Raw genomic sequence first — 25,385 nt, 5'->3', positions numbered from 1 at the left:
CGCGATGCTAGCCCGCGTCGCCCGGAAGCACCTCGAAGCGCTCGGCGCACAGTAGATTCGGAGCATGTTCGCGGCGGTCACGACGGCCCGCACCGGTGCGGTGCGGCCTGATCGCACGCGCGAGCGGGCCACGGCGGTCAATCAGCTCATGCTGGCGGCCGCTGCGCTCACCGCCGGGGGACTGGTGGTGGTGCTGGGCGACGTCCTCGACGGCGACGTGATCTTCGTCGGCGTTCTGCTGATCTTCGCGCTCACCGTGCTCGCCCTGGTCGTGCCGTGGAACCGCATCCACCCGAACTGGGTGACGCTGGTGCCGATCGGTGACCTGCTCGCCATCTTCCTCATGCAGATGGGCGAGCCGGATGCGCAGCTGTGGCTGCTGTGGATGGTGCCTGCGACGTGGCTCGCGACGGTCGGCGGCTGGCGGGGTCTGCTGATCGGGGCGGTCGGCTCGAGCGTGCTCTTCTGGGTGGTGAACCTGCTGCACGACGGCTTCAGCAGCGCCGTGCACGTGGTGCTGGGGCCGCTCGCACTCTCGGTCGCGGCGGTCGTCGCCTTCGTCGCCTCGCGGCGCTCGGCGGCGCAGCGGGAGCTGCTCGACGAGCAGGCCGAGTACCTCGATCACGCGGTAGAGCGCGCGCGCCGGCAGGAGGATGCGGTGAGCGAGCTGCTCGATGCCGTCGACTTCGGCGTCGTCCGCATCGGCGCCGACGGCACGATCTCGATCGAGAACGACGCCCACGCGCGCCTGAGCGCCAGGGGTGCCGACGGCCAGCTCTTCGACGCCGACGCCGAGACGCCCATCGAGCCGGGCATGGCGCCGCTCGCCCGCGCCCGTCGGGGCGAGACCTTCGAGAATGCGCTGCACTGGCAGGGCCCTCCCGGGGAGGGGCGGCGCGCCCTGCAGTCGACCGCCCGGCGCCTCATCGACGTGGACGGCACGGACGTCGGAGCGATCCTCGTCACCCGGGACGTCACGGCAGAGCGGATGGCGGTGCAGATGCGCGACGAGCTGGTCGCGTCGGTCTCGCACGAGCTGCGCACGCCGCTGACGAGCGTGCTCGGCCACCTCGACCTCGCGCTCGAGGACGCCGACGTGGGCAAGCAGGCGCGACGGAGCCTCGAGATCGCCGAGCGCAACGCCTCCCGGCTGCTCGTGATCATCGGCGACGTGCTGGCGGCGACCGCCGACGGTCCGGGCCGCTTCGACGTCCGGCCGGTCGACGAAGAGCTCTCGCGCATCGTGCTCGCCGCGGTCGAGGCGCTTGAGCCCAAGGCCGAAGCGCGCGGCATCCGCATCGACACCTCCGGCGTCGAGTCGGCCGTGGCAGAGGTCGACCCCGTGCGCATCAGGCAGGTGGTCGACAATCTGGTCGGCAACGCCGTCAGCTATCACACCGGCGACGGCCTGATCGAGGTGGGCGTGACGAGCGACGACAAGCACGCCTGGCTGGTCGTGCGCGACGACGGGCCGGGGATCGCCGAGGACGTGCTGCCGCAGCTGTTCCAGCGCCGCTTCCGCGGCGCGGCCGCGCAGACGAGCCGGCCGCACGGCAACGGCCTGGGACTCGCGATCAGCCGAGACCTCGTGCGCGCGCACGGCGGCGAGATCACGGTGCAGAGCGAACCGGGATCCGGCGCCACCTTCGTCGTGCGCATCCCGCTGCGCAGATCAGGAGCCATCGCATGACCCTCGATGCAGACACCGTCAAGCTCATCACTGCGCTGGTCGTGCACGTCGCGGGCGGTGTGTTCGTGCTGGAGACCATGCTGCGCAAGGACGATCGCGCCGGTCGCGTCTGGGCGCTCGGCTTCATCGGCGGGATGATCGCCACCGAGGCCTACCTGCTCGACGCGGTCACGGATGCCGGATGGTGGGCGATCGCCATCGGCAACGCGGCGTGGGTGGCGACGCTGGGGCTGCTGTGGATCGGCTGCCGGGTCTTCAACGGCAGGCCGAGCCGCACCGCATCGATCGTGGTGGCCGCCGGCGCGCTGGTCGCCTTCGGCGCCGTGCTGCTCGAAGGCGGCGACCGCTCCACCTGGTCGGGCGTATGGGCGATGTTCACCGCCAACGCCGTCTTCGCCGGCCTCGGTGCCGCCGAGACGCTCCGCGGCTCCATGCGGCGCACCCGCACGGCCCTCGGCCTCGGCGCGGTGCTCGCGGTCGCGTGCGTGTTCCAGCTGCTCCGGCTCGTCAGCGCCGTGACCCTCGGCACCTCGCACGAGCTGTTCCGCGAGTGGGTCAGCAGCGGCATCGCCGGCGTGGCCACGATCTGTCTCGTGATCGTGGTGGTGGTGACCGCGTCCGTGCTGCGCGCCGAGCAGGTGCGGCTGCGCGGCACGGAGGACTCCTCGCTGATGGCGATCGCGCCGGACGGCGTGCTGCTGGCGCCCTCCTTCGCCCGGGTGCTGGGCGGCCGGTTGATGCGCGCCAACAGGCGTGCGGAGCTCTTCGCGGTGCTGGTGATCAGCATCGACTCACTCAGCCGCATCGCGACCGCCTTCGGCGCCGATGAGGCGGAGCATGTGCGCCAGGCCGTGCGTGCCGCGACCCGGCGACTGTCACCGACCACCGCAGCGCTCGGCACCGACGACCACGGCATGCTGATGCTCGCCTTCCAGCCGTCCTCGCCCGCCGACGCGCGCCAGCTCGGCGCGCGGATGCATCGCGCGATGCTCGATCAGCTGGGCACGGCCGGCGTGCCGGTGGTGCCGCCGATCGGGATGGGTGTGAGCCTGACGAGCATCACCGGCTACGACCGCGACACCCTGCTCGACGCAGCCAAGATGGCCGCGAAGCGGGCGATCGACAGCGACGACGTCACTGTGGTGGTGGCCGGTGAGGACGAGGAGTCGGAAGGACCCGCGGTCGGCGATCAGGCGGTGCGGCGGTAGCCGACGCCTCGCACCGTCTCGATCCAGCGGGGCTCGGAGGGGGATTCGCCCAGCTTGCGCCGCAGGTTCGCGACGTGCACCTCGATCGCGCGTGCGTCGTGCTCGCTGAGGTAGTGGTCGGGCTCGCCGCGCTCGCCGCGCAGCATGCCGGCGAGCTGCATCTTGCTCACCACGCGACGCCCGGAGTTCAGCAGCATGCGCAGGATGTCGAACTCGCTGCGCGTGAGCTCCACCTCGGCGCCCTCGAGCTCGACCACGCGTGCGCCGGGCTCGAGCCGCAGGCCGCGGTGCTCGAGCGAGGCGTGCTCCGTGTCGCCCTCTGCCCAGGTGGCCGAGGGTGCATCCGGGATCTCCAACGAGGACGCGCTCTGCGTGGGGATCGACCCGGTATGCATCGGCTGCGGCGCCGAGGGCTGCGGTGCGGACGGGTGCGGTGGGGACGGATGCGTCGACGCGAGCACCCGAGGACGCCGCATCATCGCCTCGATGCGGGCGCGGAGCTCGCGGGGGCGGAAGGGCTTGACGATGTAGTCGTCGGCGCCCGTCTGCAGGCCGACGAGCGTGTCGATCTCGTCGCCGCGCGCGGTGATCATGACGATGTAGGCGGTGCTGATCGCGCGTACCTGCCGAGCGGTCTCGAAGCCGTCGATGCCCGGCATGTTCACGTCGATCGTGACCACGATCGGGTCGTGCTCGCGCACCAGCTCGACACCGGTGGCGCCGTCGGCGGCGCTGTGGACGGCGAACCCGCCCTGGGTCAGCACCTGCGCGAGCAGCTCGCGGATGTCCTCGCCATCCTCGATGACGACAGCGACGTCCTCGTCCATAGGTCTCCCCGCATCCGCACCACGTGACCAGGTGCTTTCCGCCCGATGCTACCCTGTCGATCCCACAGCGAGTGGCTCCGCCGGGTTCATGCTGTGGTGCGGACCGGCCCCGTCGGTGCCCGGCCGACCAGCACGACCGCTCCGAGCAGCAGCACGACGGCCAGCGCGGGGATGGCGTACGAGGGCTGGAGCATCGTCGAGACGACACCGCCGACCACCGGCACGCGCAGGCTCGGCGCCCAGACCTCGGTGCCGATGGTGTGCTCGGTCGTGGAGCCGCCGCTTCTCGCGGCGGTGATGATCGTCCAGGTCTCCGAGGAGGCCGGGGACGCCGAGACCACCCGCTCGAGGTGCCCCGCACCGGTGCCGGGGCTGCGCACGCTGACGACGTCACCGGCCGTGAGCTCCGCTGCCGGCCGCGCGGTGACGACCACGAGGTCGCCCGCTTCGAAGCTGGGCGCCATCGCCCCGGTGGAGACGACCTCGGCGCGAGCCAGCCCCGCGAGCGACCCGCTCCAGAGCACGGCGCCGGCCGCGGTGACGAGGCCGACGCAGACGAGCAAGATGATGGCGATGCCGCGGAGTGCGCGCACGGTGCTCCCTGCCTTCGACGGATGAGCGATCTCCTCGACGCTATGAGGCCAGCCTCAGGACGCCGGGCCGGTTCCCGCAGGTGTCGCTTGAGGCTTCCTCAAGAGATGCCGTGGCAGAATCTGGCCATGCTTCTCGCGCTCACCGGCGGCATCGCCTCAGGCAAGTCCACGATTGCCGCCAGGCTGGCCGAGCGCGGAGCCGTCGTGATCGATGCCGACGCGCTGGTGCGCGAGCTGCAGCAGCCCGGCCAGCCGGTCCTGGCCGCCATCGCGGCGGAGTTCGGCGACCACCTGCTGCTGCCGGACGGCGCGCTCGACCGCGCGGCCCTCGGCGCGGTGATCTTCGCCGACGACGACGCCCGCCATCGGCTGAACGCGATCGTGCATCCCGCCGTGGGCGAGGAGTCGGCCCGGCGCTTCCGGGCGGCGTTCGCCGCCGATGCCGACGCTGTGGTGGTCTACGACGTGCCGCTGCTGGTCGAGGCGCGGCCGGACGACCCGTGGGACCTCGTGGTGGTCGCGCACGCGCCGGCCGAGACGCGCATCCGCCGCCTTGTGGAGCTTCGCGGAATGGACGAGGCGGATGCGCGGGCGCGCGTCGCGTCGCAGGCCAGCGACGAGCGACGGCTCGCCATCGCCGACGTCGTGATCGAGACCGAGGGCGAGCTGGCCGCGACGCTCGAGCAGGTCGATCGGCTGTGGGAGCGGCTCGTCCAGCACCGTGTGGGCGGCCGCTCGTAGGCTTGCAGCATGGAACCGACCCGTGCCGTGCGGCCGTTCGAGGTCATCAGCGAGTATCAGCCCTCCGGTGATCAGCCGCAAGCGATCAGCGAACTGACGGCCGCCCTGAACCGCGGCGAGACCGACGTGGTGCTGCTGGGCGCCACCGGCACCGGCAAGAGCGCCACCACCGCGTGGCTGATCGAGCAGGTGCAGCGCCCGACGCTCGTGCTGGCCCACAACAAGACGCTCGCCGCGCAGCTGGCCAACGAGTTCCGCGACCTGCTGCCGAACAACGCGGTGGAGTACTTCGTCTCCTACTACGACTACTACCAGCCGGAGGCCTACGTGCCGCAGACGGACACCTTCATCGAGAAGGACTCGTCGCTGAACGCGGAGGTCGAGCGGCTGCGGCACTCGGCGACCAACTCGCTGCTCTCGCGGCGCGACGTCGTGGTCGTCTCCACCGTCTCCTGCATCTACGGCCTCGGCACGCCCGAGGAGTACCTCGAGGCGATGGTGGCGCTGCAGATCGGCATGCGCATCGACAGGCAGGCGCTGCTGCGCCGCTTCGTCTCCATGCAGTACCAGCGCAACGATGTGGCGTTCACGCGCGGCACCTTCCGCGTGCGCGGCGACACGATCGAGATCATCCCGATGTACGAGGAGCACGCGATCCGCATCGAGCTCTTCGGCGACGAGATCGAGGCGATCTCCACGCTGCACCCGCTCACCGGCGAGGTGCTCGAGACGCACCAGTCGATCTCGATCTTCCCCGGCAGCCACTACGTGGCCGGCAGCGACCGCATGCACAAGGCGATGGAGCGGATCCGCGACGAGCTCGACGAGCGGCTGAAGGAGCTCGAGCGCGAGGGCAAGCTGCTCGAGGCGCAGCGGCTGCGCATGCGCACCACCTTCGACCTCGAGATGATGGAGCAGATCGGCTTCTGCTCCGGGATCGAGAACTACTCGCGGCACATCGACGGCCGCGCGCCGGGCGAGGCGCCGCACTGCCTACTCGACTACTTCGCGGACGACTTCCTGATGGTGATCGACGAGTCGCACGTGACCGTGCCGCAGATCGGCGCCATGTACGAGGGCGACGCGAGCCGCAAGCGCACGCTCGTCGAGCACGGGTTCCGGCTGCCCAGCGCGCTCGACAACCGGCCGCTGAAGTTCGGCGAGTTCCTCGAGCGCACCCCGCAGAAGGTCTACCTCTCCGCGACGCCCGGCAAGTACGAGATGGGGCTGGCCGACACGGTGGTCGAGCAGATCATCCGCCCGACCGGCCTGGTCGACCCGAAGCTGGTCGTGAAGCCCACCAAGGGTCAGATCGACGACCTGCTCGAACAGATCCGGGTGCGCGCCGAGCGCCAGGAGCGTGTGCTCGTCACGACGCTGACGAAGAAGATGGCCGAGGAACTCACCGAGTACTTCACCGAGGCGGGCGTGCGGGTGCGCTACCTGCACTCCGACGTCGACACGCTCCGCCGGGTCGAGCTGCTGACGCAGCTGCGGCAGGGCGTGTACGACGTGCTGGTGGGCATCAACCTGCTGCGCGAGGGGCTCGACCTGCCGGAGGTCTCGCTGGTGTCGATCCTGGACGCCGACAAGGAGGGTTTCCTGCGGTCGTCGACCTCGCTCATCCAGACCATCGGCCGCGCCGCGCGCAACGTCGCCGGCGAGGTGCACCTGTACGCCGACCGCGTCACCGACTCGATGCGCCTGGCGATCGACGAGACCGACCGCCGGCGCGACATCCAGATCGCCTACAACACCGAGCACGGCATCGACCCGACGCCGCTGCGCAAGCGCATCGCCGACATCACCGAGGTACTCGCGCGCGAGCAGGCCGATACCGACGACCTGCTCGAGGGCACGCGGCGCGGCGCGCCGACGCCGCGGCTGGCCCGCGACCGGTCCGACCTCGACGGCCCCGCGCAGCTCGAGTCGATCATCGCCGACCTGACGGCGCAGATGACCGAGGCTGCCGAGCAGCTGAAGTTCGAGCTCGCCGCGCGCATCCGCGACGAGCTGCACGACCTCAAGCGCGACCTGCGGCAGATCCGCGAGGCGAGCTAGGCGCGCCCCATCCGCGAGAACGCGCCCAGCACGCGGCGCTCCGAGTCGACGAGGTAGCGCTCGAGCTCTGCTGCAGCGGCTGCCGGCCCATCGCCATCGAGCGCCTCGAGCACGGCGCGGTTCTTCGCCACGAACGGGCGGTGCAGCGACTGCGGGTCGTCGATCGCGAGGAAGGCGAGCCGTAGCTCGGCCTGCAGCTGCTCGTGCGCTCGGGAGATGCGCGGGCTGTCGGCGAGGGACACGAGCGCACTGTGGAAGCGCATGTTCTCGCTGCCGACCGTGGCCCAGTCGGATTCCGCCTCCGCCGCCTCGGCTCGCTCGAGCGCCTCGTGCATCTGCGCCACGGCCGGGTGGAGGGGAGAGGCCTCGCGCAGCACGCCGCACTCGAGCTGGCGACGGGCGCGGTAGATGTCGACCACGTCGGCGGTGGTCGGTGAAGCGACCGAGACGCCGCGGTGCGGGATGTGCTCCACGAGCCCCACTTGGGCGAGCACCCGGAAGGCCTCGCGCAGGGTGTTGCGCGAGACGTCGAGGCGCTCGGCGAGCGCGGTCTCGGAGAGCCGCTCGCCCGGCGCGAAGGCGCCGTCGATGATCTGCGCGCGGAGCGCATCCGCGAGCGTCGCGCCGTGCAGCGGGGAGCGGTCATCAGCCATGCGCACGATCGTACGGCGCGCGCAACGCGCCGGGAACACATCCGGGCACTTTGTTCAACAACAGTTGCATGCCTGTTCAACGAAAGGTACGCTCTGTCCAGCGCTCCCTGCGCAGCTGAGCCCCTCGACGGAGATGGGAACCCCCCGCATGACCGACGCATCGCAAGCCGCCACGGCGGAGCAGACACCGGGCGAGAAGGCGAAGTCGTTCGCCAAGCGCCGCAGAGGGCCGATCATCGGTGCCATCTTCCTGATGGCGACGAGCGCGATCGGGCCCGGCTTCATCACACAGACCGCCACCTTCACCGCCACGATGGGCGCCGCGTTCGCGTTCGCGATCCTCGTCTCGGTGCTCATCGACTTCGCCGTGCAGATGAACGTCTGGCGCATGGTCGTCGTCTCCGGCAAGCGCGCCGGCGACCTCGCCAACCAGGCGGTGCCCTACGCGGGGCACCTGCTCGCCGTGCTCATCGTCATCGGCGGCCTGGCCTTCAACGTCGGCAACATCGCAGGCGGCGGGCTCGGCCTCAACGCGCTGCTGGGCATCGACCCCAAGATCGGCGGCCTGATCACCGGCCTGCTGGCGATCGGCATCTTCCTGTTCAAGAAGGCCGGCCCGATCGTCGATGCCGTGGTGCTCATCCTCGGCATCGGCATGATCGCGCTCACGGTCATCGTGGCGATCATGGCCGCGCCGCCCATCGGCGAGGCGCTGCGGCAGACGATCCTGCCGGACGAGATCGACTTCGCGACGATCACGACGATCGTCGGCGGCACCGTGGGCGGCTACATCACCTACGCGGGCGCGCACCGCTACCTCGACTCCGGCAACGTCGGCCCCGAGAACGTCAAGAGCGTGCACCGCGCCTCGGTCAACGGCATCCTCGTCACCGGCATCATGCGGTACGTGCTGTTCCTGGCGATCCTGGGCGTCGTCGCCTCGGGCGTCACGCTCGACCTCTCCTCGCAGGCCGCCAACCCGGCCGGCCAGGCGTTCGGCGCGGTGCTCGGCGAGGCCGGCCTGCGCATCTTCGGCGCCATCTTCTGGGCCGCGGCGATCAGCTCGGTGATCGGTGCCGCGTACACCTCGGCGACGTTCCTCTCGACCTTCTCGAAGCGCATCTTCTCGGGCTGGGGCCTGCAGCTGGCGACCGTGGCGTTCATCGCGGTGTCGCTCGTCGTCTACCTGCTCATGGGCACCGCTCCCGCCGCGATCCTGGTGTTCGTGGGCGGCTTCAACGGCCTCATCCTGCCGATCGGGCTCGCGATCTTCATGTACATCGGCTGGTTCCGCGCGAAGGACGTGCTCGGCGGCTACCGCTACCCGAAGTGGCTGCTCGTCCTCGGCACGCTCGCGACGCTGCTGAGCCTCTACATGGGCGTCACCTCGATCGGCCCGATCTTCGCCTTCCTGGGGATCGGCGCATGACCCGCATCGACCTGAACTCCGACCTGGGCGAGAACGTGCCCGACCGGGTGGTGGGCGACGACGAGGCGATGCTGCGCATCGTCACGAGCGCGAACGTCTCCGCCGGCTTCCACGCCGGCAGCCCGGAGGGCATCGCGGCGACGCTGCGGGCGGCCGTCGAGCGGGGCGTCGCCATCGGGGCGCACCCCGGCTACCGCGACTACGAGAACTTCGGTCGCGTCGACGTCGAGATCGACCCCGTGACGCTGCAGGCGCACGTCGAGTACCAGCTGGGCGCGCTGCAGGCGCTCGCCGCCAGCGCCGGTGGCAGGGCGGCCTACGTGAAGCCGCACGGCGCGCTCTACAACACCATCGCGCGCGACGAGGCGAAGGCGAAGGTGGTCGTCGCGGCCATCCGTGCTGTGGACCCCTCGCTGGTACTCCTGGGGCTGGCCGGCGGCGTCGTGCTCGACGTCGCCGAGCGCGCGGGCCTCGCGACGGCCGCGGAGGCCTTCGCCGACCGCGCCTACACGCCGGAGGGGCTGCTCGTCTCGCGCACCCTCGAGGGCGCGGTGCTGCACGACCCCGAGCTCGTCTCCGCGCGCATGGTGCGGCTCGCGCAGGAGGGCGTGATCGAGGCGATCGACGGCAGCGACGTCGCGGTGCGCGCGGAGTCCATCTGCGTGCACGGCGACAGCGCCGGCGCGATCGCGATGGCCGAGGCGACGCGAGCGGCGCTCGAGGCTGCCGGCGTGACCATCGCGCCCTTCGTGCGGACCCGCCGGTGACGGCGGCCAGGGCATCCGCCGCTCACATCGAGCAGGCGCGCGCCGCCCGCGCGAGCTACCGCGCGGGTTCGGCGGCGCCGACGAGCGGCGTGGCTCACGGGCTGGTGCAGGCCAACTTGATCGCCGTGCCCGCCGACTGGGCGTTCGAGACGCTGCTGTTCGCGCAGCGCAATCCGAAGCCCTGCCCGGTGCTCGAGGTGCTGGAGGCCGGCGCGACCGAGTCGCGGCTCGCACCCGGCAGCGACATCCGCACCGACATCCCCGCCTACCGCATCTGGCGCGACGGACAGCTCGTCGAGGAGACGACGGACGCCTCCGCGGCGTGGGAGGAGCACCCGGATCTGGTCTCGTTCCTGATCGGCTGCTCGTTCACCTTCGAGGCCGGCCTCGTCGACGCCGGCATCCCGATCCGGCATCGGGAGCTCGGCCGCAACGTGCCGATGTACCGCACCAGCACAGCGTGCGCGCCTGCGGGCCGGCTGCACGGCGAGCTCGTCGTCTCCATGCGGCCGATCCCCGCCTCGCTGGTGGCGGATGCGGTGGCCATCTCCGGCAGGTTCCCGGCCGTGCACGGCGCCCCCGTGCATGTCGGCGACCCCGCCTCGCTCGGCATCGCCGACCTCGCGCATCCCGACTTCGGCGACGCCCCGGAGCTGCGCGACGGCGAGGTGCCCGTCTTCTGGGCCTGCGGCGTGACCCCGCAGGCGGCGATCATGGCCTCCCGGCCGCCCTTCGCCGTCACGCACGCACCCGGCCACATGTTCGTCACCGATGTGCCCGACGCGGTGTATGCCACATGACCGCCGTGCTGGTCGCGGCCGACACCGCCCTGCTGCTCGAGGCGTCAGATCTCGAAGAGTCGATGCGGCTGCTGCCGGCGCTCGTCGCCGCTGAGCTACCTGGCGTCACCGAGCTCGTGCCCGCCGCCCGCACCATCCTGGTGCGCTTCGACCCGACCACGATCACGGCGGCAGAGCTCAGCGAGCGGCTGCTCGCGCTCGAGCCCGCGACCGAGCGGACGGCAGGCACCGGCGAGGCCACCATCCCCGTTCGCTACGACGGCGAGGACCTCGCCGAGGTCGCCCGGCTGCTCGGCGTCGGCGAGGACGAGCTCATCACCCGCCACCAAGCGGCCACCTGGACGGTCGCGTTCGCCGGCTTCGCGCCTGGCTTCGGCTACCTCGCCGGTGACGACCCGCTCTTCGATGTGCCCCGGCGCTCCTCGCCGCGCACCCGCATCCCCGCGGGCTCGGTCGCGCTGGCCGGCCGCTTCTCGGGCGTCTATCCGAAGCAGAGCCCCGGCGGCTGGCAGCTCATCGGCCGCACCGACCTGGCGATGTGGGACCTCGACCGCGACCCGCCCGCGCTCCTGAAGCCCGGCACGATCGTGCGCTTCGAGCGCGTCGAGCGGGAGCTCGTGCGGGCGCAGGCACCCGAGCACCCGGCCGTCGATGCCGCGCATGCGATCGAGGTCGTGCGCCCCGGCGTGCAGCTGCTGGTGCAGGATCTCGGCCGCCCCGGCATGGCCGCCGAGGGCGTCTCGGCCTCCGGCACCGCTGACCGCGCTGCCCTCGCTGAGGCCAACCGCGCTGTCGGCAACGCTCCCGGCGAGGCGGGTCTCGAGCTGGCCGGTGGGGGAGCGCTGCTGCGCTTCCGCGGCGACGCGGTCGTCTCGCTCGCCGGCGCGATGACGGATGCGTCCATCGAGCCGGGCGGCGGGCCGGACGCGACGCCGCACCCCGTCGAGCACGGCCGCCCGATCGCCATCGAGCACGGCGACGCGCTCCGCATCGGCGCCGCCCGCGACGGCCTGCGCGTGCTCGTCGCGATCCGCGGCGGCATCGCGCTCGATGCCGTGCTCGGCAGCCTGGCGACCGACACGCTCGCGCACCTGGGCCCGGCGCCGCTGACCGCGGGCGCCGTGCTGCCGCTCCGTGGGCCCGCGCACGGCATCGCGGCCGTCGAGCGCACCCGCGCCCCGCGCATCCCCCTGCCCGCCGCCGGTGAGGCGGTCGAGCTCGAGATCGTGCTCGGTCCGCGCGAGGACTGGTTCACCGCCGCCGCGCTCGCCACCCTGGTCGAGCAGGAGTGGGAGGTGACGGCGCGCTCCGACCGGGTCGGCGTGCGCCTTCACGGCGCGACCCCGCTCGAGCGCAGCCGCGACGGCGAGCTCGAGAGCGAGGGCGCGGTCACCGGCGCCATCCAGGTGCCGCCCGACGGCCAGCCGGTGCTGTTCCTGCCCGACCACCCGCTCACCGGCGGCTACCCCATCATCGGCGCGGTCGTCGATCGCGACCTCGACCGCGCCGGCCAGCTGCCGCCGGGCTCGCGCATCCGCTTCCGCATCGCGCAGACTGCCTGACCAGGAGGAACCCCATGCAGAAGATCCTCATCGCCAACCGCGGCGAGATCGCCGTGCGCATCATCCGCGCATGCGCCGAGGCGGGCTACCGCTCAGTGGCCGTCTACGCCGATCAGGATGTCGACGCCATGCACGTGCGGCACGCCGATGAGGCGATCGCGCTGCCGGGGACGACGGCAGCCCAGACGTACCTGAGCATCGAGGCGCTGCTGGCGGCTGCCCGCTCGAGCGGTGCGGACGCCGTGCATCCCGGCTACGGATTCCTGTCCGAGAGCGCCGCGTTCGCGCGCGCCGTGGAGGGCGCAGGCCTCACCTGGATCGGCCCGACGCCGGAGAGCATCGAGGCGCTCGGCGACAAGGTCACCGCGCGCCGGATCGCGCAGCGCACCGGCGCCCCACTGGCCCCGGGCACCGACCGGCCGCTCGCCGACGCCGCTGAGGCGGTCGCCTTCGCGCGCGAGCACGGGCTCCCCGTGGTCGTGAAGGCCGCATTCGGCGGCGGCGGCCGCGGGCTGAAGGTGGCGCGCACCATCGACGAGGTGGCGGATGCGTTCGGCTCGGCCACGCGGGAGGCGGTGGCCGCGTTCGGGCGCGGGGAGTGCTTCATCGAGCGCTACCTCGAGCACCCGCGGCACGTCGAGGCGCAGGTGCTCGGCGATGGGAGGGGCACGGTGGTGGTGGTCGGCGACCGCGACTGCTCGCTGCAGCGACGCAGCCAGAAGCTCGTCGAGGAGGCGCCTGCGCCCGGCCTGAGCACCGAGCAGCGCGCGCGCATCCACGCGGCTGCGCGCGACATCTGCGCGGCGGTCGACTACCGCGGGGCAGGCACGGTCGAGTTCCTGCTGGGCGCTGACGGCACCATCTCGTTCCTGGAGGTCAACACCCGGCTGCAGGTCGAGCATCCGGTCACCGAGGCTGTGACGGGGGTCGACCTGGTGCGGGAGCAGTTCCGCATCGCCGAGGGAGCCGGCCCGTCGTTCGACGCGACGCCCCAGCCCGCCGGGCACGCGATCGAGCTGCGGCTGAACGCGGAGGATCCCGGTCGCGGCTTCCTGCCCAGCGCCGGCCGCATCGAGTCGCTGCGCATCCCGGGCGGGCCAGGCGTGCGGTGGGACGCGGGCGTGGAGGCCGGCGACCGAGTCGAGGCCGCCTTCGACTCGCTCGCAGCGAAGCTCATCGTGCACGCCGCCGATCGCGATGCTGCGATCGTGCGCATGCGGCGAGCGCTGGCCGAGCTCGAGGTGACGGGCGTCGCGACGGTCGCGCCCTTCGCGGCCGCGCTGCTCGACGAGCCGGACTTCTCGACCGCCGGCTTCGCCGTCTCGACCCAGTGGATCGAGGCCGAGCTGATGCCGCGGCTCGAGCCGCAGGGTCGAGCTGCGGCCGCGGGCGAGCGACCGCTGCGACGGGTACCGATCGAGGTCGACGGCCGCCGCGTTGTGCTCGGGCTGCCGGAGGCGCTGCTCGCCGCCGCTGCCGGCACCGTCCAACCGCAGGGGCGCGCAGACGGGAGCGGGTCCGAGCCGGATGCCGCCGCGATCCCCGCGCCCGTGCCGGGCACGCTCGTGCGCTGGCTGGTCGAGGACGGCGCGCGGGTCGAGGCAGGCGAGGAGATCGCCGTGCTCGACGCCATGAAGATGGAGACGAAGGTCGCCGCGCACCGTGCCGGCGTCCTCCAGCAGCTCGTGGCGGAGGGCAGCGGCGTGGTCGTCGAGCAGGCGATCGGCCGCGTCGACGAGTGAGCCCGTGCCGGTGCGCGGCGCGTGTGCCTGCGGCGAACGCGGCGGGCGCGTGTCAGCGGCCGGTCCTACGATGAGTGGGTGACATCCACGACCACCAGCACCTCCGAGCTGCACGTGCGCGGCGCGCGCGAGCACAACCTGAAAGACGTCGATCTGCGCATCCCGCGCGACGCGCTGGTGGTGTTCACAGGACTCTCCGGATCGGGCAAGTCGTCGCTCGCCTTCGACACCATCTTCGCCGAGGGGCAGCGCCGGTACGTCGAGTCGCTGTCGGCCTACGCGCGGCAGTTCCTCGGGCAGGTCGACCGCCCCGACGTCGACTTCATCGAGGGTCTGAGCCCGGCGGTCTCGATCGATCAGAAGTCGACCAACCGCAACCCGCGCTCGACGGTCGGCACCATCACCGAGGTGTTCGACTACATGCGCCTGCTGTGGGCGCGCATCGGCGTGCCGCACTGCCCCGTGTGCGGCGAGCGCATCCAGCGGCAGACCGTGCAGCAGATCGCCGACGAGCTGATGGAGCTGCCGGAGCGCACCCGCTTCCAGATCCTCGCGCCCGTCGTGCAGCAGAAGAAGGGCGAGTTCTCCGACCTGATCCGCAACCTGATCGCGACCGGCTACTCGCGTGCCGTGATCGACGGCCAGGTCGTGCAGCTGGCGGATGCGCCGGCGCTCAAGAAGCAGAACAAGCACGACATCTCGGTGGTCGTCGACCGACTGGTGGCTGAGCCGGGCATGCTCTCGCGGCTGACCGACTCGCTCGAGACCGCGCTGCGGCTCGCCGACGGCCTCGCCACCATCGACTACGTCGACGTGGACGAGAGCGACGCCGACCGCCGTCGCACCTTCAGCGAGAAGCTCTCCTGCCCGAACCGCCACCCAGTCGCGCTCACCGAGATCGAGCCGCGCACGTTCTCGTTCAACGCCCCCTTCGGCGCCTGCCCCGCCTGCACGGGCATCGGCACCCGCATGGCGGCCGACGCCGACCTGGTGATCGCCGACGAGGCGCTGTCGATCCGCGAGGGCGCGATCCTGCCGTGGACGCAGTCCGGCAAGGGGCTCTACACGTACTTCGAGCGGCTCCTCACCGGCCTCGCCAACGACATGGGCTTCTCGCTGGAGACGCCGTGGCACGAGCTCGACGACGACGTGCAGAAGGTGATCCTGCACGGCACCGACGGCAATGTGATGGTGCAGTGGCGCAACCGCTACGGGCGCACCCTGAAGTACGCCTCCGGCTACGAGGGCGTCATGCCGTACATCCAGCGCAAGCACGCCGAGGCCGACAGCGACTGGGTGCGCTCGAAGCACGGCGAGTTCCTGCGCGAGGTGCCCTGCCCCGAGTGCGGCGGCGCGCGCCTCAAGCCCGAGGTGCTCGCGGTGCTCGTGCACGGCTCATCGATCGCCACCGTCTCCGACATGAGCCTGACCGACGCGCACGCGTACATGCACGGGCTCGAGCTCGACGACCGCGAGGCGACCATCGCGGCGGCGGTGCTGCGCGAGATCCGCGCGCGACTCGACTTCCTCATCCGCGTCGGGCTCGGCTACCTCTCGCTCTCGCGCGCGGCGGCGACGCTGTCCGGCGGCGAGGCCCAGCGCATCCGCCTCGCCACGCAGATCGGCGCGGGTCTCACCGGCGTGCTGTACGTGCTGGACGAGCCGTCCATCGGCCTGCACCAGCGCGACAACCGCAAGCTCATCTCGACGCTCGAGGCGCTGCGCGACCTCGGCAACACGCTCATCGTGGTCGAGCACGACGAGGACACCATCCGCACCGCCGACTGGATCGTCGACATCGGCCCCGGCGCGGGGGAGCACGGCGGTGAGGTGGTGCACTCCGGCAGCTACGAGGAGCTCATCGAGAACCGGGCCTCGCTCACGGGCGCCTACCTCTCCGGTCGCGAGTCGATCCCGGTGCCGGTGGAGCGCCGCCCCATCGACCCCGCGCGCATGCTGCGCATCGAGGGCGCGCGGGCGAACAACCTGCAGCACATCGACGTCGACATCCCGCTGGGCGTGTTCGTCGCCGTCACCGGCGTCTCCGGCTCCGGCAAGTCCACGCTCGTCAACGACATCCTGCACAAGGTGCTCGCGAACGCCCTCAACGGGGCCCGCCAGGTGCCGGCGCGGCACACGAGGGTGACCGGCCTCGAGCACCTCGACAAGGTGGTGCACGTCGACCAGGGCCCGATCGGGCGCACTCCGCGCTCGAACCCCGCGACCTACACGGGCGTGTTCGACAAGATCCGCAACCTGTTCGCCGAGACGGCGGAGGCGAAGACGCGCGGCTATCTGGCCGGTCGCTTCTCGTTCAATGTCAAGGGCGGCCGCTGCGAGGCCTGCCAGGGCGATGGCACGCTCAAGATCGAGATGAACTTCCTGCCCGACGTCTACGTCGAGTGCGAGGTATGCCACGGCAAGCGCTACAACCGCGACACCCTCTCGGTGCACTACAAGGGCAAGTCGATCGCCGACGTGCTCGAGATGCCGATCGAGGAGGCCGCGGGCTTCTTCGAGCCCATCTCCTCGATCCACCGCTACCTCAAGACGCTCGTCGACGTGGGCCTCGGCTACGTGCGGCTGGGGCAGTCAGCGACGACGCTCTCCGGCGGCGAGGCGCAGCGCGTCAAGCTCGCCACCGAGCTGCAGCGCCGCACCTCCGGTCGCGCCATCTACGTGCTCGACGAGCCCACCACCGGCCTGCACTTCGATGACGTGCGCAAGCTGCTGGAGGTGCTCGACGGCCTGGTGCAGAAGGGGAACACGGTCCTGACCATCGAGCACGCGCTCGACGTGATCAAGAGCGCCGACTGGATCATCGACCTAGGCCCCGAGGGCGGCAGCGGCGGTGGCATGGTCGTGGCCACCGGCACGCCAGAGGAGGTCGCGGAGGTGCCCGAGAGCTACACCGGCAGCTTCCTGAAGGAGATGCTCGGCGCAGGAGTGCGATGACGCCCGCACCGTCGCGCACCGTCGCGTACAAGCCCGCCGCCGGCACCATCCCCACCGCCCCGGGCGTCTACCGGTTCCGCGACGAGCACGAGCGCGTGCTGTACGTGGGCAAGGCGAAGAACCTGCGGCAGCGGCTGGCGAACTACTTCCAGCCGCTCGAGACGCTCCACGAGCGCACTCGGCGGATGGTGCTGACGGCCGTGCGGGTCGAGTGGACCATCGTGGCGAGCGAGTTCGAGGCGCTGCAGCTGGAGTTCACCTGGATCAAAGAGTACGAGCCCCCGTTCAACGTGCAGTTCCGGGATGACAAGTCGTACCCGTACCTCGCCGTGACGATGGGCGACGACGTGCCCCGCGCCCTCATCACCCGCAATCGCAACCTGCGCGGCGCCCGCTACTTCGGCCCGTACACGAAGGTCTGGGCGATCCGCGAGACGCTCGACCTGCTGCTGAAGGCCTTCCCGATGCGCTCCTGCAGCCAGTCGGTCTACGACCGCGCCGAGCGCAGCGGCCGGCCGTGCCTGCTGGGTGACATCGGCAAGTGCTCCGCTCCCTGCGTGGGCCGCGTCGGCTTCGACGAGCACCGCGCCACCGCACGTGACCTGGTCACCTTCATGAACGGCGGCGACCAGGAGTTCGTCGACCGGGTCCGCGAGGAGATGCAGCGCGCCAGCGCCCGGCTCGAGTTCGAGCGCGCCGCGAGGCTCCGCGACCAGCTCTCCGCGCTCCAGACCGTGCTCGAGCGCACGAGCGTCGTGCTCTCCGACCGGGTGGACGCCGACGTGTTCGGGCTCGTGCATGACGAGCTCAGCGCGGCCGTGCACCTCTTCGCGGTGCGCGGCGGACGCATCCGCGGCACCAAGTCGTGGGTGGTCGACACTGAGATCGACCTGACCGACGGCGAGCTCGCCACCCAGATCCTGCGCATCGCCTACGAGACCGGTGACCCGCCCGCCCGCGAGGTGCTGCTGCCCAAGCAGCCGGATGCCGCCGACGAGGTCGAGATCTGGCTCACCGACCGCCGCAGCGAGCACGGCCTGCCGGGCCGGGTCGCCGTGCGGGTGCCGCAGCGGGGGGAGAAGCGCAAGCTCGCCGACTCGGCCACCGTGAACGCCGCGCACGCGCTGCAGGTTGCGCGCACCAAGCGCACCAGCGACTACGTGACGCGCTCGCAGGCGCTCGCCGACCTGCAGGAGGCGCTGGGCATGAGTGAGGCGCCGCTGCGCATCGAGTGCTTCGACGTCTCGCACTTGGGCGGCACCGGGGTGGTCGCCTCGATGGTCGTGTTCGAGGACGGCCTGCCTCGCAAGGATCAGTACCGCAAGTTCGCGATCGCCGAGACCACCGACGACACCGACTCGATCTACCAGATCATGACGCGCAGGGCCCGGTACATCGCCGAGGGCGACCCGGAGGACACCGGGACGCGCTTCGCGTACACCCCGCAGCTGCTGCTCGTCGACGGCGGCCGGCCGCAGGTGCAGGCCGCCAAGCGCGCGCTCGACGAGGCCGGCGTGCGAGGCGTCGCACTGGCCGGCATCGCGAAGCGGCTCGAGGAGCTCTGGCTGCCGGACGACGAGTATCCGGTGATCCTCCCGCGCACGAGTGAGGCCCTCTACCTGGTGCAGCGACTGCGCGACGAGGCGCACCGGGTGGCCATCAGCTACCAGCGCCAGAAGCGCTCGAGCGCGATCGAGTCGCAGCTGAGCACCATCCCGGGCCTCGGCCCCGGCAGGGTGCGTGCGCTGCTGAAGCACTTCGGCTCCGCCAAGCGCGTGCGCGCCGCGAGCGCCGAGCAGCTCGCCGAGGTGCCCGGCATCGGGCGGGCTCTGGCGGCGACCGTGGCGCACAGGCTCAGCGCCGATACGATGGGGGGAGCAGCCGAGCGACAGGGACAGCAAGCGTGAACGCCAGACAGATCGTCATCATCACTGGGATGTCCGGTGCCGGTAGGACGACCGTCGCGAACGCGCTCGAGGACCTCGGCTGGTTCGTGGTCGACAATCTGCCTCCCACGATGCTGCGGGCGCTCGTGCGCACGGCCGCCACCAACGCATCCACCGAGCCGAAGCTGGCGATCGTCGTCGACGTGCGAGGCGGTGCGCTCTTCGACGACGCCAAGCGCTTCGTCGAGATGCTGCGCGCCGAGCACTCGGTGCGGGTGATGTTCCTGGAGGCGAGCGACGCCGAGCTGGTGCGGCGCTACGAGCAGGTGCGCAGGCCGCACCCGCTGCAGGGCGACGGCACGATCCTCGACGGCATCCGCATGGAGCGCACCCGGCTCGAGCCGCTGCGCGGGATGGCTGACGATCTGCTCGACACCACCGGGCTCAACCCGCACCAGCTGACGACGCGCGTCGGCGAGCGGTTCGCCCCCGGCGGCGAGCTCGAGGTGACGCTGACGGTGATGAGCTTCGGCTTCAAGTACGGGCTGCCGGTCGACGCCGACCTGGTCGCCGACATGCGCTTCCTCCCGAACCCGTTCTGGATCCCCGATCTTCGCGGGCACGACGGCACCGAGGCCGTCGTCTCCGACTACGTGCTCCAGCAGGAGGGCGCGCAGGAGTTCCTCGACCGCTACGTCGAGGCGCTGCGGCCGGTGCTGGCCGGCTATGTCCGTGAGAACAAGCTGCACGCTGTGCTGGGCGTAGGGTGCACCGGTGGCAAGCACCGATCGGTGGCCACCGCGGAGCACCTGGCGAAGCGGCTCTCCGGCATGCCGGGGCTGCGCGTCGCCGTGAAGCATCGAGATCTGGGGCGCGAATGACGAGAGGAGCAGGCGTGGCACTGACCGACGACGTCAAGGAGGAGCTCGCGCGGGTCCGCGTGACGAGGCCTCAGACGAAGGCGGCAGAGGTCGCGACCCTGCTGCGGTTCGCCGGCGGACTCCACGTGATCTCGAACCGCGTCGCGGTCGAGAGCGAGCTCGACTCGGCCGCTGCCGCTCGCAGGCTCGCCAAGAGCATCCTCGAGCTGTACGGCGTGCGCGCCGAGATCGCGAAGATCTCCTCCTCGTCGAATCGCACCACCGGCGCGTACCTGGTGCGCGTGATCGCCGAGGGCGAGACGCTCGCCAGGCAGACCGGACTGATGGATGCGCGGCGCCGGCCGGTGCGCGGGCTCCCCAACAAGGTCACCACCGGCTCCCTCGAGGATCTGGCGGGCATCTGGCGCGGCGCGTTCCTCGCCCAGGGTTCGCTGTCGGATCCGGGCCGCTCCGCCGCGCTGGAAGTCGCGTGCCCCGGCAACGAGGCCGCCATGGCGCTCGTGGGCGCCGCCGGCCGCCTCGGCGTGCCCGCCAAGTCGCGCGAGGTGCGCGGCGCGCACCGCGTCGTCATCCGCGAGGGCGAGCCGATCTCGCGCATGCTGACGACCATGGGTGCCCACCAGACGGTGCAGGCCTGGGCCGAGCTGCGGCAGCGCCGCGAGGTCCGCGCCACGGCGAACCGGCTGGTGAACTTCGACGACGCCAACCTGCGCCGCAGCGCGCAGGCCGCCGTGGCCGCGTGCGCGCGCATCGAGCGCGCCCTCGAGATCCTGGGCCCGGAGGTGCCGGAGCACCTCGCCTACGCGGGCAGGCTGCGGCTCGAGAACCGCGACGCGAGTCTGGACGAGCTCGGGCACCTCGCGAAGCCGACCATGACGAAGGACGCGGTCGCCGGCCGCATCCGGCGTCTGCTGGCGATGGCCGACCGCTCCGCTCAGGACCAGGGCATCCCTGGCACCGAGTCCGCAGTGCCGGAGGACATCGACGTCTGACAAGACCCTCCGGCACCTGTTTCGTCCAGGGTGCCGGTGGCTAGGATCGAACTGACCAATCGGCGCGCAGCGCGCGCAAGAGAGGATGAATCCCATGGCCGTCTACACACTTCCCGACCTGCCGTACGACTACGCGGCGCTCGAGCCCCACATCTCGGCGAAGATCATGGAGCTCCACCACGACAAGCACCACAAGGCCTACGTCGACGGCGCGAACACCGCGCTCGAGAAGCTGCAGGCCGCGCGTGACGCCGATGACTTCGGCGCGATCAACAAGCTCGAGAAGGACCTTGCGTTCAACCTCGGCGGGCACACCAACCACACCGTCTTCTGGAACAACCTCGCCGGCGACGGCGGCGGTGAGCCCGAGGGTGAGCTGCAAGCCGCGATCGGCGAGTTCTTCGGCGACTTCGCCAAGTTCAAGGCGCACTTCACGGCCAACGCCACGGGCATTCAGGGCTCGGGCTGGTCGGTGCTGGCGTGGGACTCGATCGCCTCGCGGCTGAATGTCTTCCAGCTCTTCGACCAGCAGGGCAACGTGCCCGTCGGCGCCCAGCCGATCCTCATGCTCGACATGTGGGAGCACGCCTTCTACCTCGACTACCTGAACGTCAAGGCCGACTACGTCAAGGCGTTCTGGAACATCGTGAACTGGCAGGACGCGCAGGCTCGATTCGACGCCGCCAAGGCGCAGACCGCGGGACTCATCGTCCGCTGATCAAGAACGTCACCATGTGACCGGGGCCCCGGGCACGACGTCCGGGGCCCTTCCATCCCGACAGTCAGGAAAGACATCCCATGACTCTGAAGGTAGCCGTCAACGGCTTCGGTCGGATCGGCCGCAACTTCGTGCGTGCAGCGCTTGCCCAGGGCGCTGACATCGACGTCGTCGCGGTCAACGACCTCACCGACAACAAGACCCTCGCCCACCTGCTCAAGTACGACTCGGTCTCCGGACCGATGGAGGCACCGGTGAGCTTCGACGAGGGCACCATCACGGTGGGCGACGACCAGTTCCGCGCGCTCGAGGAGAAGGACCCGTCCAAGCTGCCGTGGGGCGAGCTCGACGTCGACGTCGTGATCGAGTCGACCGGCCGCTTCACGAAGGTCGACGCGGCATCCGCGCACATCGCCGCGGGCGCGAAGAAGGTCATCCTCTCCGCTCCCGCCAAGGGTCCGGCGCCCACGTTCGTGATGGGCGTCAACCACCACGACTACAACCCCGAGACCGATCACGTCATCTCGAACGCCTCCTGCACGACCAACTGCCTCGCTCCGCTGGCGAAGGTCTTCCACGAGTCGTTCGGCATCGAGCGCGGACTGATGACGACGGTGCACGCGTACACCGCAGACCAGAACCTGCAGGACGGCCCGCACAGCGACCTGCGTCGCGCCCGCGCCGCCGCGCTGTCGGTCATCCCCACCTCCACCGGGGCGGCGAAGGCGATCGGCCTGGTCATGCCGCAGCTCAACGGCCTGCTCGACGGCTACGCGCTGCGCGTGCCCGTGCCCACGGGCTCCATCACCGACCTGACGGTGACGACCCGGGACGGCCTCACGGTCGACGAGATCAACGCGGCGTACAAGGCTGCCGCCGAGTCGGGACCGCTCAAGGGCTTCCTGCAGTACACCGAGGATGAGATCGTCTCGTCCGACATCGTCGGCAACCCGTACTCGTCCATCTTCGACTCGGGCCTGACCCGCGTCATGGGCGACCAGGTGAAGATCTCGTCGTGGTACGACAACGAGTGGGGCTACTCCTGCCGTCTGGTCGACCTCGCCGAGCACGTCGGCTCGCAGCTCTGATCCGCATGGCGATCCGCACCCTCTCAACGCTCGGCGATCTCGCCGGGAAGACCGTCCTCATCCGCTGCGACTTCAACGTCCCGCTGCAGGACGGCGCCATCACCGACGAGGGCCGGATCGTCGCATCGCTGCCAACCCTTCGCGCCCTGCTCGAGCAGGGCGCGAAGGTGGTGGCGATGTCCCACCTCGGCCGTCCGAAGGGCGCGCCGGAGGCGCAGTACTCGCTCGAGCCGGTCGCCGCGCGGCTGGGCGAGCTGCTCGAGACCTCGGTCGCCTTCGCGACCGACACGGTCGGCGAGGACGCCGAGCGCGTCCGGACCGCCCTGCAGGACGGGCAGCTGGCGCTGCTCGAGAACCTGCGCTTCGATCCCCGCGAGACCAGCAAGGATGCCGACGAGCGCGCCGCGTTCGCCGGCGAGCTGGCGGCGGGCGCCGACGTCTTCGTCTCCGACGGCTTCGGGGTCGTCCATCGCGAGCAGGCGAGCGTGTACGAGATCGCCAAGGCGCTGCCCAGCGCCGCCGGCATGCTCGTCGAGCGCGAGCTCGAGGTGCTCTCACGATTGACCGACTCGCCGGAGCACCCCTACGCGGTCGTGCTCGGCGGTTCCAAGGTGAGCGACAAGCTCGGCGTGATCGAGCACCTGCTGCCGCGCGTCGACCGGCTGCTCATCGGCGGCGGCATGCTCTTCACCTTCCTCGCTGCGCAGGGCCACGGCGTCGCCTCGAGCCTGCTCGAGGACGACCAGCTCGACCGCGTGCGCGGCTACCTGCAGCAGGCGAAGGAGCTCGGCGTCGAGCTGCTGCTGCCCACCGACATCGTCGTCGCAGCCGCTTTCGACGCCGACGCCGAGCACGAGACGGTCGCCGCCGACGCGATCGGGCAGTCGAGCTTCGGCAAGGACGGCATCGGCCTCGACATCGGGCCGGATTCGGCTGCCGCGTTCGCCGAGGCCATCCGCAGCGCCGCGACCGTGTTCTGGAACGGCCCGATGGGCGTGTTCGAGATGCCGGCCTTCGCGCACGGCACCAAGGCCGTCGCGCAGGCGCTCACCGAGATCGACGGCCTCTCGGTCGTCGGCGGCGGCGACTCGGCCGCTGCGGTGCGGCAGCTGGGCTTCGCCGACGACGCGTTCGGCCACATCTCGACCGGCGGCGGTGCGAGCCTCGAATTCCTCGAGGGCGCCCGCCTCCCTGGACTGGAGGCATTGGGCCTGTGACCACACCGAAGGCAGACCGCGTTCCGCTCATCGCGGGCAACTGGAAGCTCAACCAGGACCACCTGCAGGCGATTGCGCTCGTGCAGAAGCTCGCATGGACCCTCCAGGACGGCAAGCACGACCATGCGGCAGTCGAAGTGGCGGTCTTCCCGCCCTTCACCGATCTGCGCAGCGTGCAGACGCTGGTCTCGGCCGAGAAGTTCGAGCTGCGCTTCGGCGCGCAGGACGTCTCGCAGCACGAGTCCGGCGCCCACACCGGCGAGGTCTCGGCGAGCATGCTGGCCAAGCTCGAGTGCGCCTACGCCATCGTCGGCCACTCCGAGCGTCGGCAGGACCACCACGAGACGGATGCGGTGGTCGGCAGGAAGGCCGCGGCCGCGCTGCAGCACGGGGTCACCCCGGTGATCTGCGTGGGGGAGACCGCCGAGGATCTGGAGCAGCACGGCGCCTCCGCAGTGCCCGTGCAGCAGCTGCGCGATGTGCTCGCCGAGCTGCCCGACTCCGGTGAGATCGTGGTCGCCTACGAGCCGGTCTGGGCGATCGGCTCGGGTCAGGCGGCCACGTCGGAGCAGGCGCAGCAGGTGTGCCAGGCGCTGCGGCAGACGATCGCTGAGGTGCGTGGCGACGAGGCAGCCGCGGCGACGCGCATCCTCTACGGCGGCAGCGTCAAGTCGGGCAACATCGCCGGCTTCATGCGCGAGCCCGACGTCGACGGCGCACTCGTGGGCGGCGCGAGCCTCGACGCGGCGGAGTTCGCGGCCATCGCGAGGTACCGGCAGCACGTCGGCACCTGAGCGGCGCGCAGGGCCGAGCCCGATGCTCGGGAATCCCTGCGGTAGGATGCTCGTTGGACTTCCCGTGCGCCGTCGTCGCGTCGCGCGCACGGTCGCGGCTTCGGCCGAGGAATTGAGAAAGAGGGCTAGTGGAGATTCTCCAGATCGTCATGCAGGTGATCCTCGGCGTCACCTCGGTGCTGCTGACGCTGTTCATCCTGCTGCACAAGGGCCGCGGCGGCGGCCTGTCCGACATGTTCGGCGGCGGCGTGGGCGGCTCGATCGGCTCATCCGGCGTGGCTGAGCGCAACCTCAACACGATCACCGTGGTCGTGGGCCTCGCATGGCTCGCCTCGATCGTGGTGCTCGGACTCATCACCAAGTTTGCGGGGATCTGATGGCTTCCGGTGGCAGTGCAATCCGCGGCTCGCGCGTCGGCGCGGGCCCCATGGGCGAGCAGGACCGGGGCTTCCACGCCGAGCGCGTGGCGATCTCCTACTGGGACGCCATGGGCAACGAGACGGTCCGCTACTTCGCGGCCGACCTGCCCGAGGACGAGATCCCCGAGGTGATCGACTCGCCGTCGACCGGTCTGCCGGCCGGCCGTGACAAGGAGAACCCGCCCTCGGTGGCGAAGAACGAGCCCTACAAGACGCACCTCGCCTACGTGAAGGAGCGCCGCACGCCCGAGGAGTCGACGCAGCTGCTCGACGAGGCGCTGCAGAAGCTCCGCTCGGCAGAGGGTCGCGGCTGACGCGACCTGCGTCCGTCGGTCAGCCCGAAGGGGCGCATCGAGACGACA

Annotated in this window: 22 protein-coding genes; 19 read left to right on the top strand and 3 right to left on the bottom strand. The window is 71.1% G+C overall.

Features of this window, described 5'->3' with window-relative positions:
• The first annotated feature begins 64 nt into the window (after positions 1-64).
• Together BM288_RS13170 and BM288_RS13165 are read left to right on the top strand one after the other, a co-directional pair.
• Positions 65-1,690 carry a sensor histidine kinase gene (locus BM288_RS13170; protein WP_092919509.1) on the top strand — a complete coding sequence of 542 codons (1,626 nt, stop codon included), beginning with the start codon at positions 65-67 and terminating at the stop codon, positions 1,688-1,690.
• Positions 1,687-2,898, top strand: a complete 1,212-nt coding sequence (locus BM288_RS13165) for a diguanylate cyclase domain-containing protein (protein WP_092919507.1) — start codon at positions 1,687-1,689, stop codon at positions 2,896-2,898. The genes BM288_RS13170 and BM288_RS13165 overlap by 4 nt, the downstream gene beginning before the upstream one ends.
• Here BM288_RS13165 and BM288_RS13160 read toward each other — a convergent pair.
• Positions 2,880-3,725, bottom strand: coding sequence for a response regulator transcription factor (locus tag BM288_RS13160; RefSeq protein ID WP_092919505.1), 846 nt, complete (start codon positions 3,723-3,725; stop codon positions 2,880-2,882). The two genes, BM288_RS13165 and BM288_RS13160, sit on opposite strands and share 19 nt — an antisense overlap.
• Positions 3,726-3,811: 86 nt before the next feature.
• Positions 3,812-4,318, bottom strand: a complete 507-nt coding sequence (locus BM288_RS13155) for a S26 family signal peptidase (RefSeq protein ID WP_092919503.1) — start codon at positions 4,316-4,318, stop codon at positions 3,812-3,814.
• Positions 4,319-4,444: 126 nt separating this feature from the next.
• Between BM288_RS13155 and coaE the strand changes: the two genes are divergently transcribed.
• Positions 4,445-5,059 (top strand): dephospho-CoA kinase, encoded by a 615-nt coding sequence (gene coaE, locus BM288_RS13150; protein ID WP_092919501.1) that lies wholly within the window; start codon positions 4,445-4,447, stop codon positions 5,057-5,059.
• Positions 5,060-5,068: 9 nt separating this feature from the next.
• Positions 5,069-7,120 (top strand): excinuclease ABC subunit UvrB, encoded by a 2,052-nt coding sequence (gene uvrB / locus BM288_RS13145; RefSeq protein WP_092919499.1) that lies wholly within the window; start codon positions 5,069-5,071, stop codon positions 7,118-7,120.
• Here uvrB and BM288_RS13140 read toward each other — a convergent pair.
• Entirely contained in the window at positions 7,117-7,773 is a 657-nt protein-coding gene (locus BM288_RS13140; RefSeq protein ID WP_092919497.1) for a GntR family transcriptional regulator, read from the bottom strand. The genes uvrB and BM288_RS13140 overlap by 4 nt on opposite strands.
• A gap of 148 nt (positions 7,774-7,921) precedes the next feature.
• Between BM288_RS13140 and BM288_RS13135 the strand changes: the two genes are divergently transcribed.
• From BM288_RS13135 to BM288_RS13065, 15 genes are all read left to right on the top strand, one after another.
• The gene (locus BM288_RS13135) at positions 7,922-9,202 is read left to right on the top strand and encodes an NRAMP family divalent metal transporter (protein ID WP_092919495.1); all 1,281 of its coding nucleotides are present in this window, start codon (positions 7,922-7,924) and stop codon (positions 9,200-9,202) included.
• Positions 9,199-9,969 carry a LamB/YcsF family protein gene (locus BM288_RS13130; RefSeq protein WP_092919493.1) on the top strand — a complete coding sequence of 257 codons (771 nt, stop codon included), beginning with the start codon at positions 9,199-9,201 and terminating at the stop codon, positions 9,967-9,969. The genes BM288_RS13135 and BM288_RS13130 overlap by 4 nt, the downstream gene beginning before the upstream one ends.
• A complete protein-coding gene (locus BM288_RS13125; protein WP_092919491.1) occupies positions 9,966-10,769 on the top strand; it encodes a putative hydro-lyase in 804 nt (267 codons plus the stop codon). Before BM288_RS13130 ends, BM288_RS13125 begins: the two co-directional genes overlap by 4 nt.
• On the top strand, positions 10,766-12,331 hold the full coding sequence (locus BM288_RS13120) for a 5-oxoprolinase subunit B/C family protein (protein WP_092919489.1): 1,566 nt from the start codon (positions 10,766-10,768) through the stop codon (positions 12,329-12,331). The genes BM288_RS13125 and BM288_RS13120 overlap by 4 nt, the downstream gene beginning before the upstream one ends.
• Before the next feature lie 14 nt (positions 12,332-12,345).
• Positions 12,346-14,073 (top strand): acetyl/propionyl/methylcrotonyl-CoA carboxylase subunit alpha, encoded by a 1,728-nt coding sequence (locus BM288_RS13115; protein WP_092919487.1) that lies wholly within the window; start codon positions 12,346-12,348, stop codon positions 14,071-14,073.
• A gap of 78 nt (positions 14,074-14,151) precedes the next feature.
• Positions 14,152-17,028 (top strand): excinuclease ABC subunit UvrA, encoded by a 2,877-nt coding sequence (gene uvrA, locus BM288_RS13110; protein WP_092919486.1) that lies wholly within the window; start codon positions 14,152-14,154, stop codon positions 17,026-17,028.
• A complete protein-coding gene (gene uvrC / locus BM288_RS13105) occupies positions 17,025-18,935 on the top strand; it encodes an excinuclease ABC subunit UvrC (protein WP_092919484.1) in 1,911 nt (636 codons plus the stop codon). The genes uvrA and uvrC overlap by 4 nt, the downstream gene beginning before the upstream one ends.
• Complete coding sequence (rapZ, locus tag BM288_RS13100) at positions 18,932-19,795, top strand: RNase adapter RapZ (protein ID WP_092919482.1); 864 nt, start codon at positions 18,932-18,934, stop codon at positions 19,793-19,795. Before uvrC ends, rapZ begins: the two co-directional genes overlap by 4 nt.
• 14 nt (positions 19,796-19,809) lie before the next feature.
• Positions 19,810-20,787, top strand: coding sequence for a DNA-binding protein WhiA (gene whiA / locus BM288_RS13095; RefSeq protein WP_092919480.1), 978 nt, complete (start codon positions 19,810-19,812; stop codon positions 20,785-20,787).
• 94 nt (positions 20,788-20,881) lie between these two features.
• Entirely contained in the window at positions 20,882-21,505 is a 624-nt protein-coding gene (locus BM288_RS13090; RefSeq protein WP_092919478.1) for a superoxide dismutase, read from the top strand.
• 80 nt (positions 21,506-21,585) lie between these two features.
• Positions 21,586-22,593: a type I glyceraldehyde-3-phosphate dehydrogenase gene (gene gap / locus BM288_RS13085; protein WP_092919476.1), complete on the top strand. Its 1,008-nt coding sequence runs from the start codon at positions 21,586-21,588 to the stop codon at positions 22,591-22,593.
• Positions 22,594-22,598: 5 nt separating this feature from the next.
• Positions 22,599-23,810, top strand: a complete 1,212-nt coding sequence (locus tag BM288_RS13080; RefSeq protein ID WP_092919474.1) for a phosphoglycerate kinase — start codon at positions 22,599-22,601, stop codon at positions 23,808-23,810.
• Entirely contained in the window at positions 23,807-24,604 is a 798-nt protein-coding gene (gene tpiA, locus BM288_RS13075; RefSeq protein WP_092919472.1) for a triose-phosphate isomerase, read from the top strand. The genes BM288_RS13080 and tpiA overlap by 4 nt, the downstream gene beginning before the upstream one ends.
• Positions 24,605-24,732: 128 nt before the next feature.
• On the top strand, positions 24,733-24,981 hold the full coding sequence (secG, locus tag BM288_RS13070) for a preprotein translocase subunit SecG (protein WP_092919470.1): 249 nt from the start codon (positions 24,733-24,735) through the stop codon (positions 24,979-24,981).
• The gene (locus BM288_RS13065; RefSeq protein WP_092919468.1) at positions 24,981-25,337 is read left to right on the top strand and encodes an RNA polymerase-binding protein RbpA; all 357 of its coding nucleotides are present in this window, start codon (positions 24,981-24,983) and stop codon (positions 25,335-25,337) included. Before secG ends, BM288_RS13065 begins: the two co-directional genes overlap by 1 nt.
• Positions 25,338-25,385 lie beyond the last annotated feature (48 nt).

Source organism: Agrococcus baldri (assembly GCA_900114805.1).
Classification (GTDB): domain Bacteria; phylum Actinomycetota; class Actinomycetes; order Actinomycetales; family Microbacteriaceae; genus Agrococcus; species Agrococcus baldri.
Note: the sequence above shows the minus strand (reverse complement) of the source record. Positions and strands in the feature narration are given on the sequence as shown.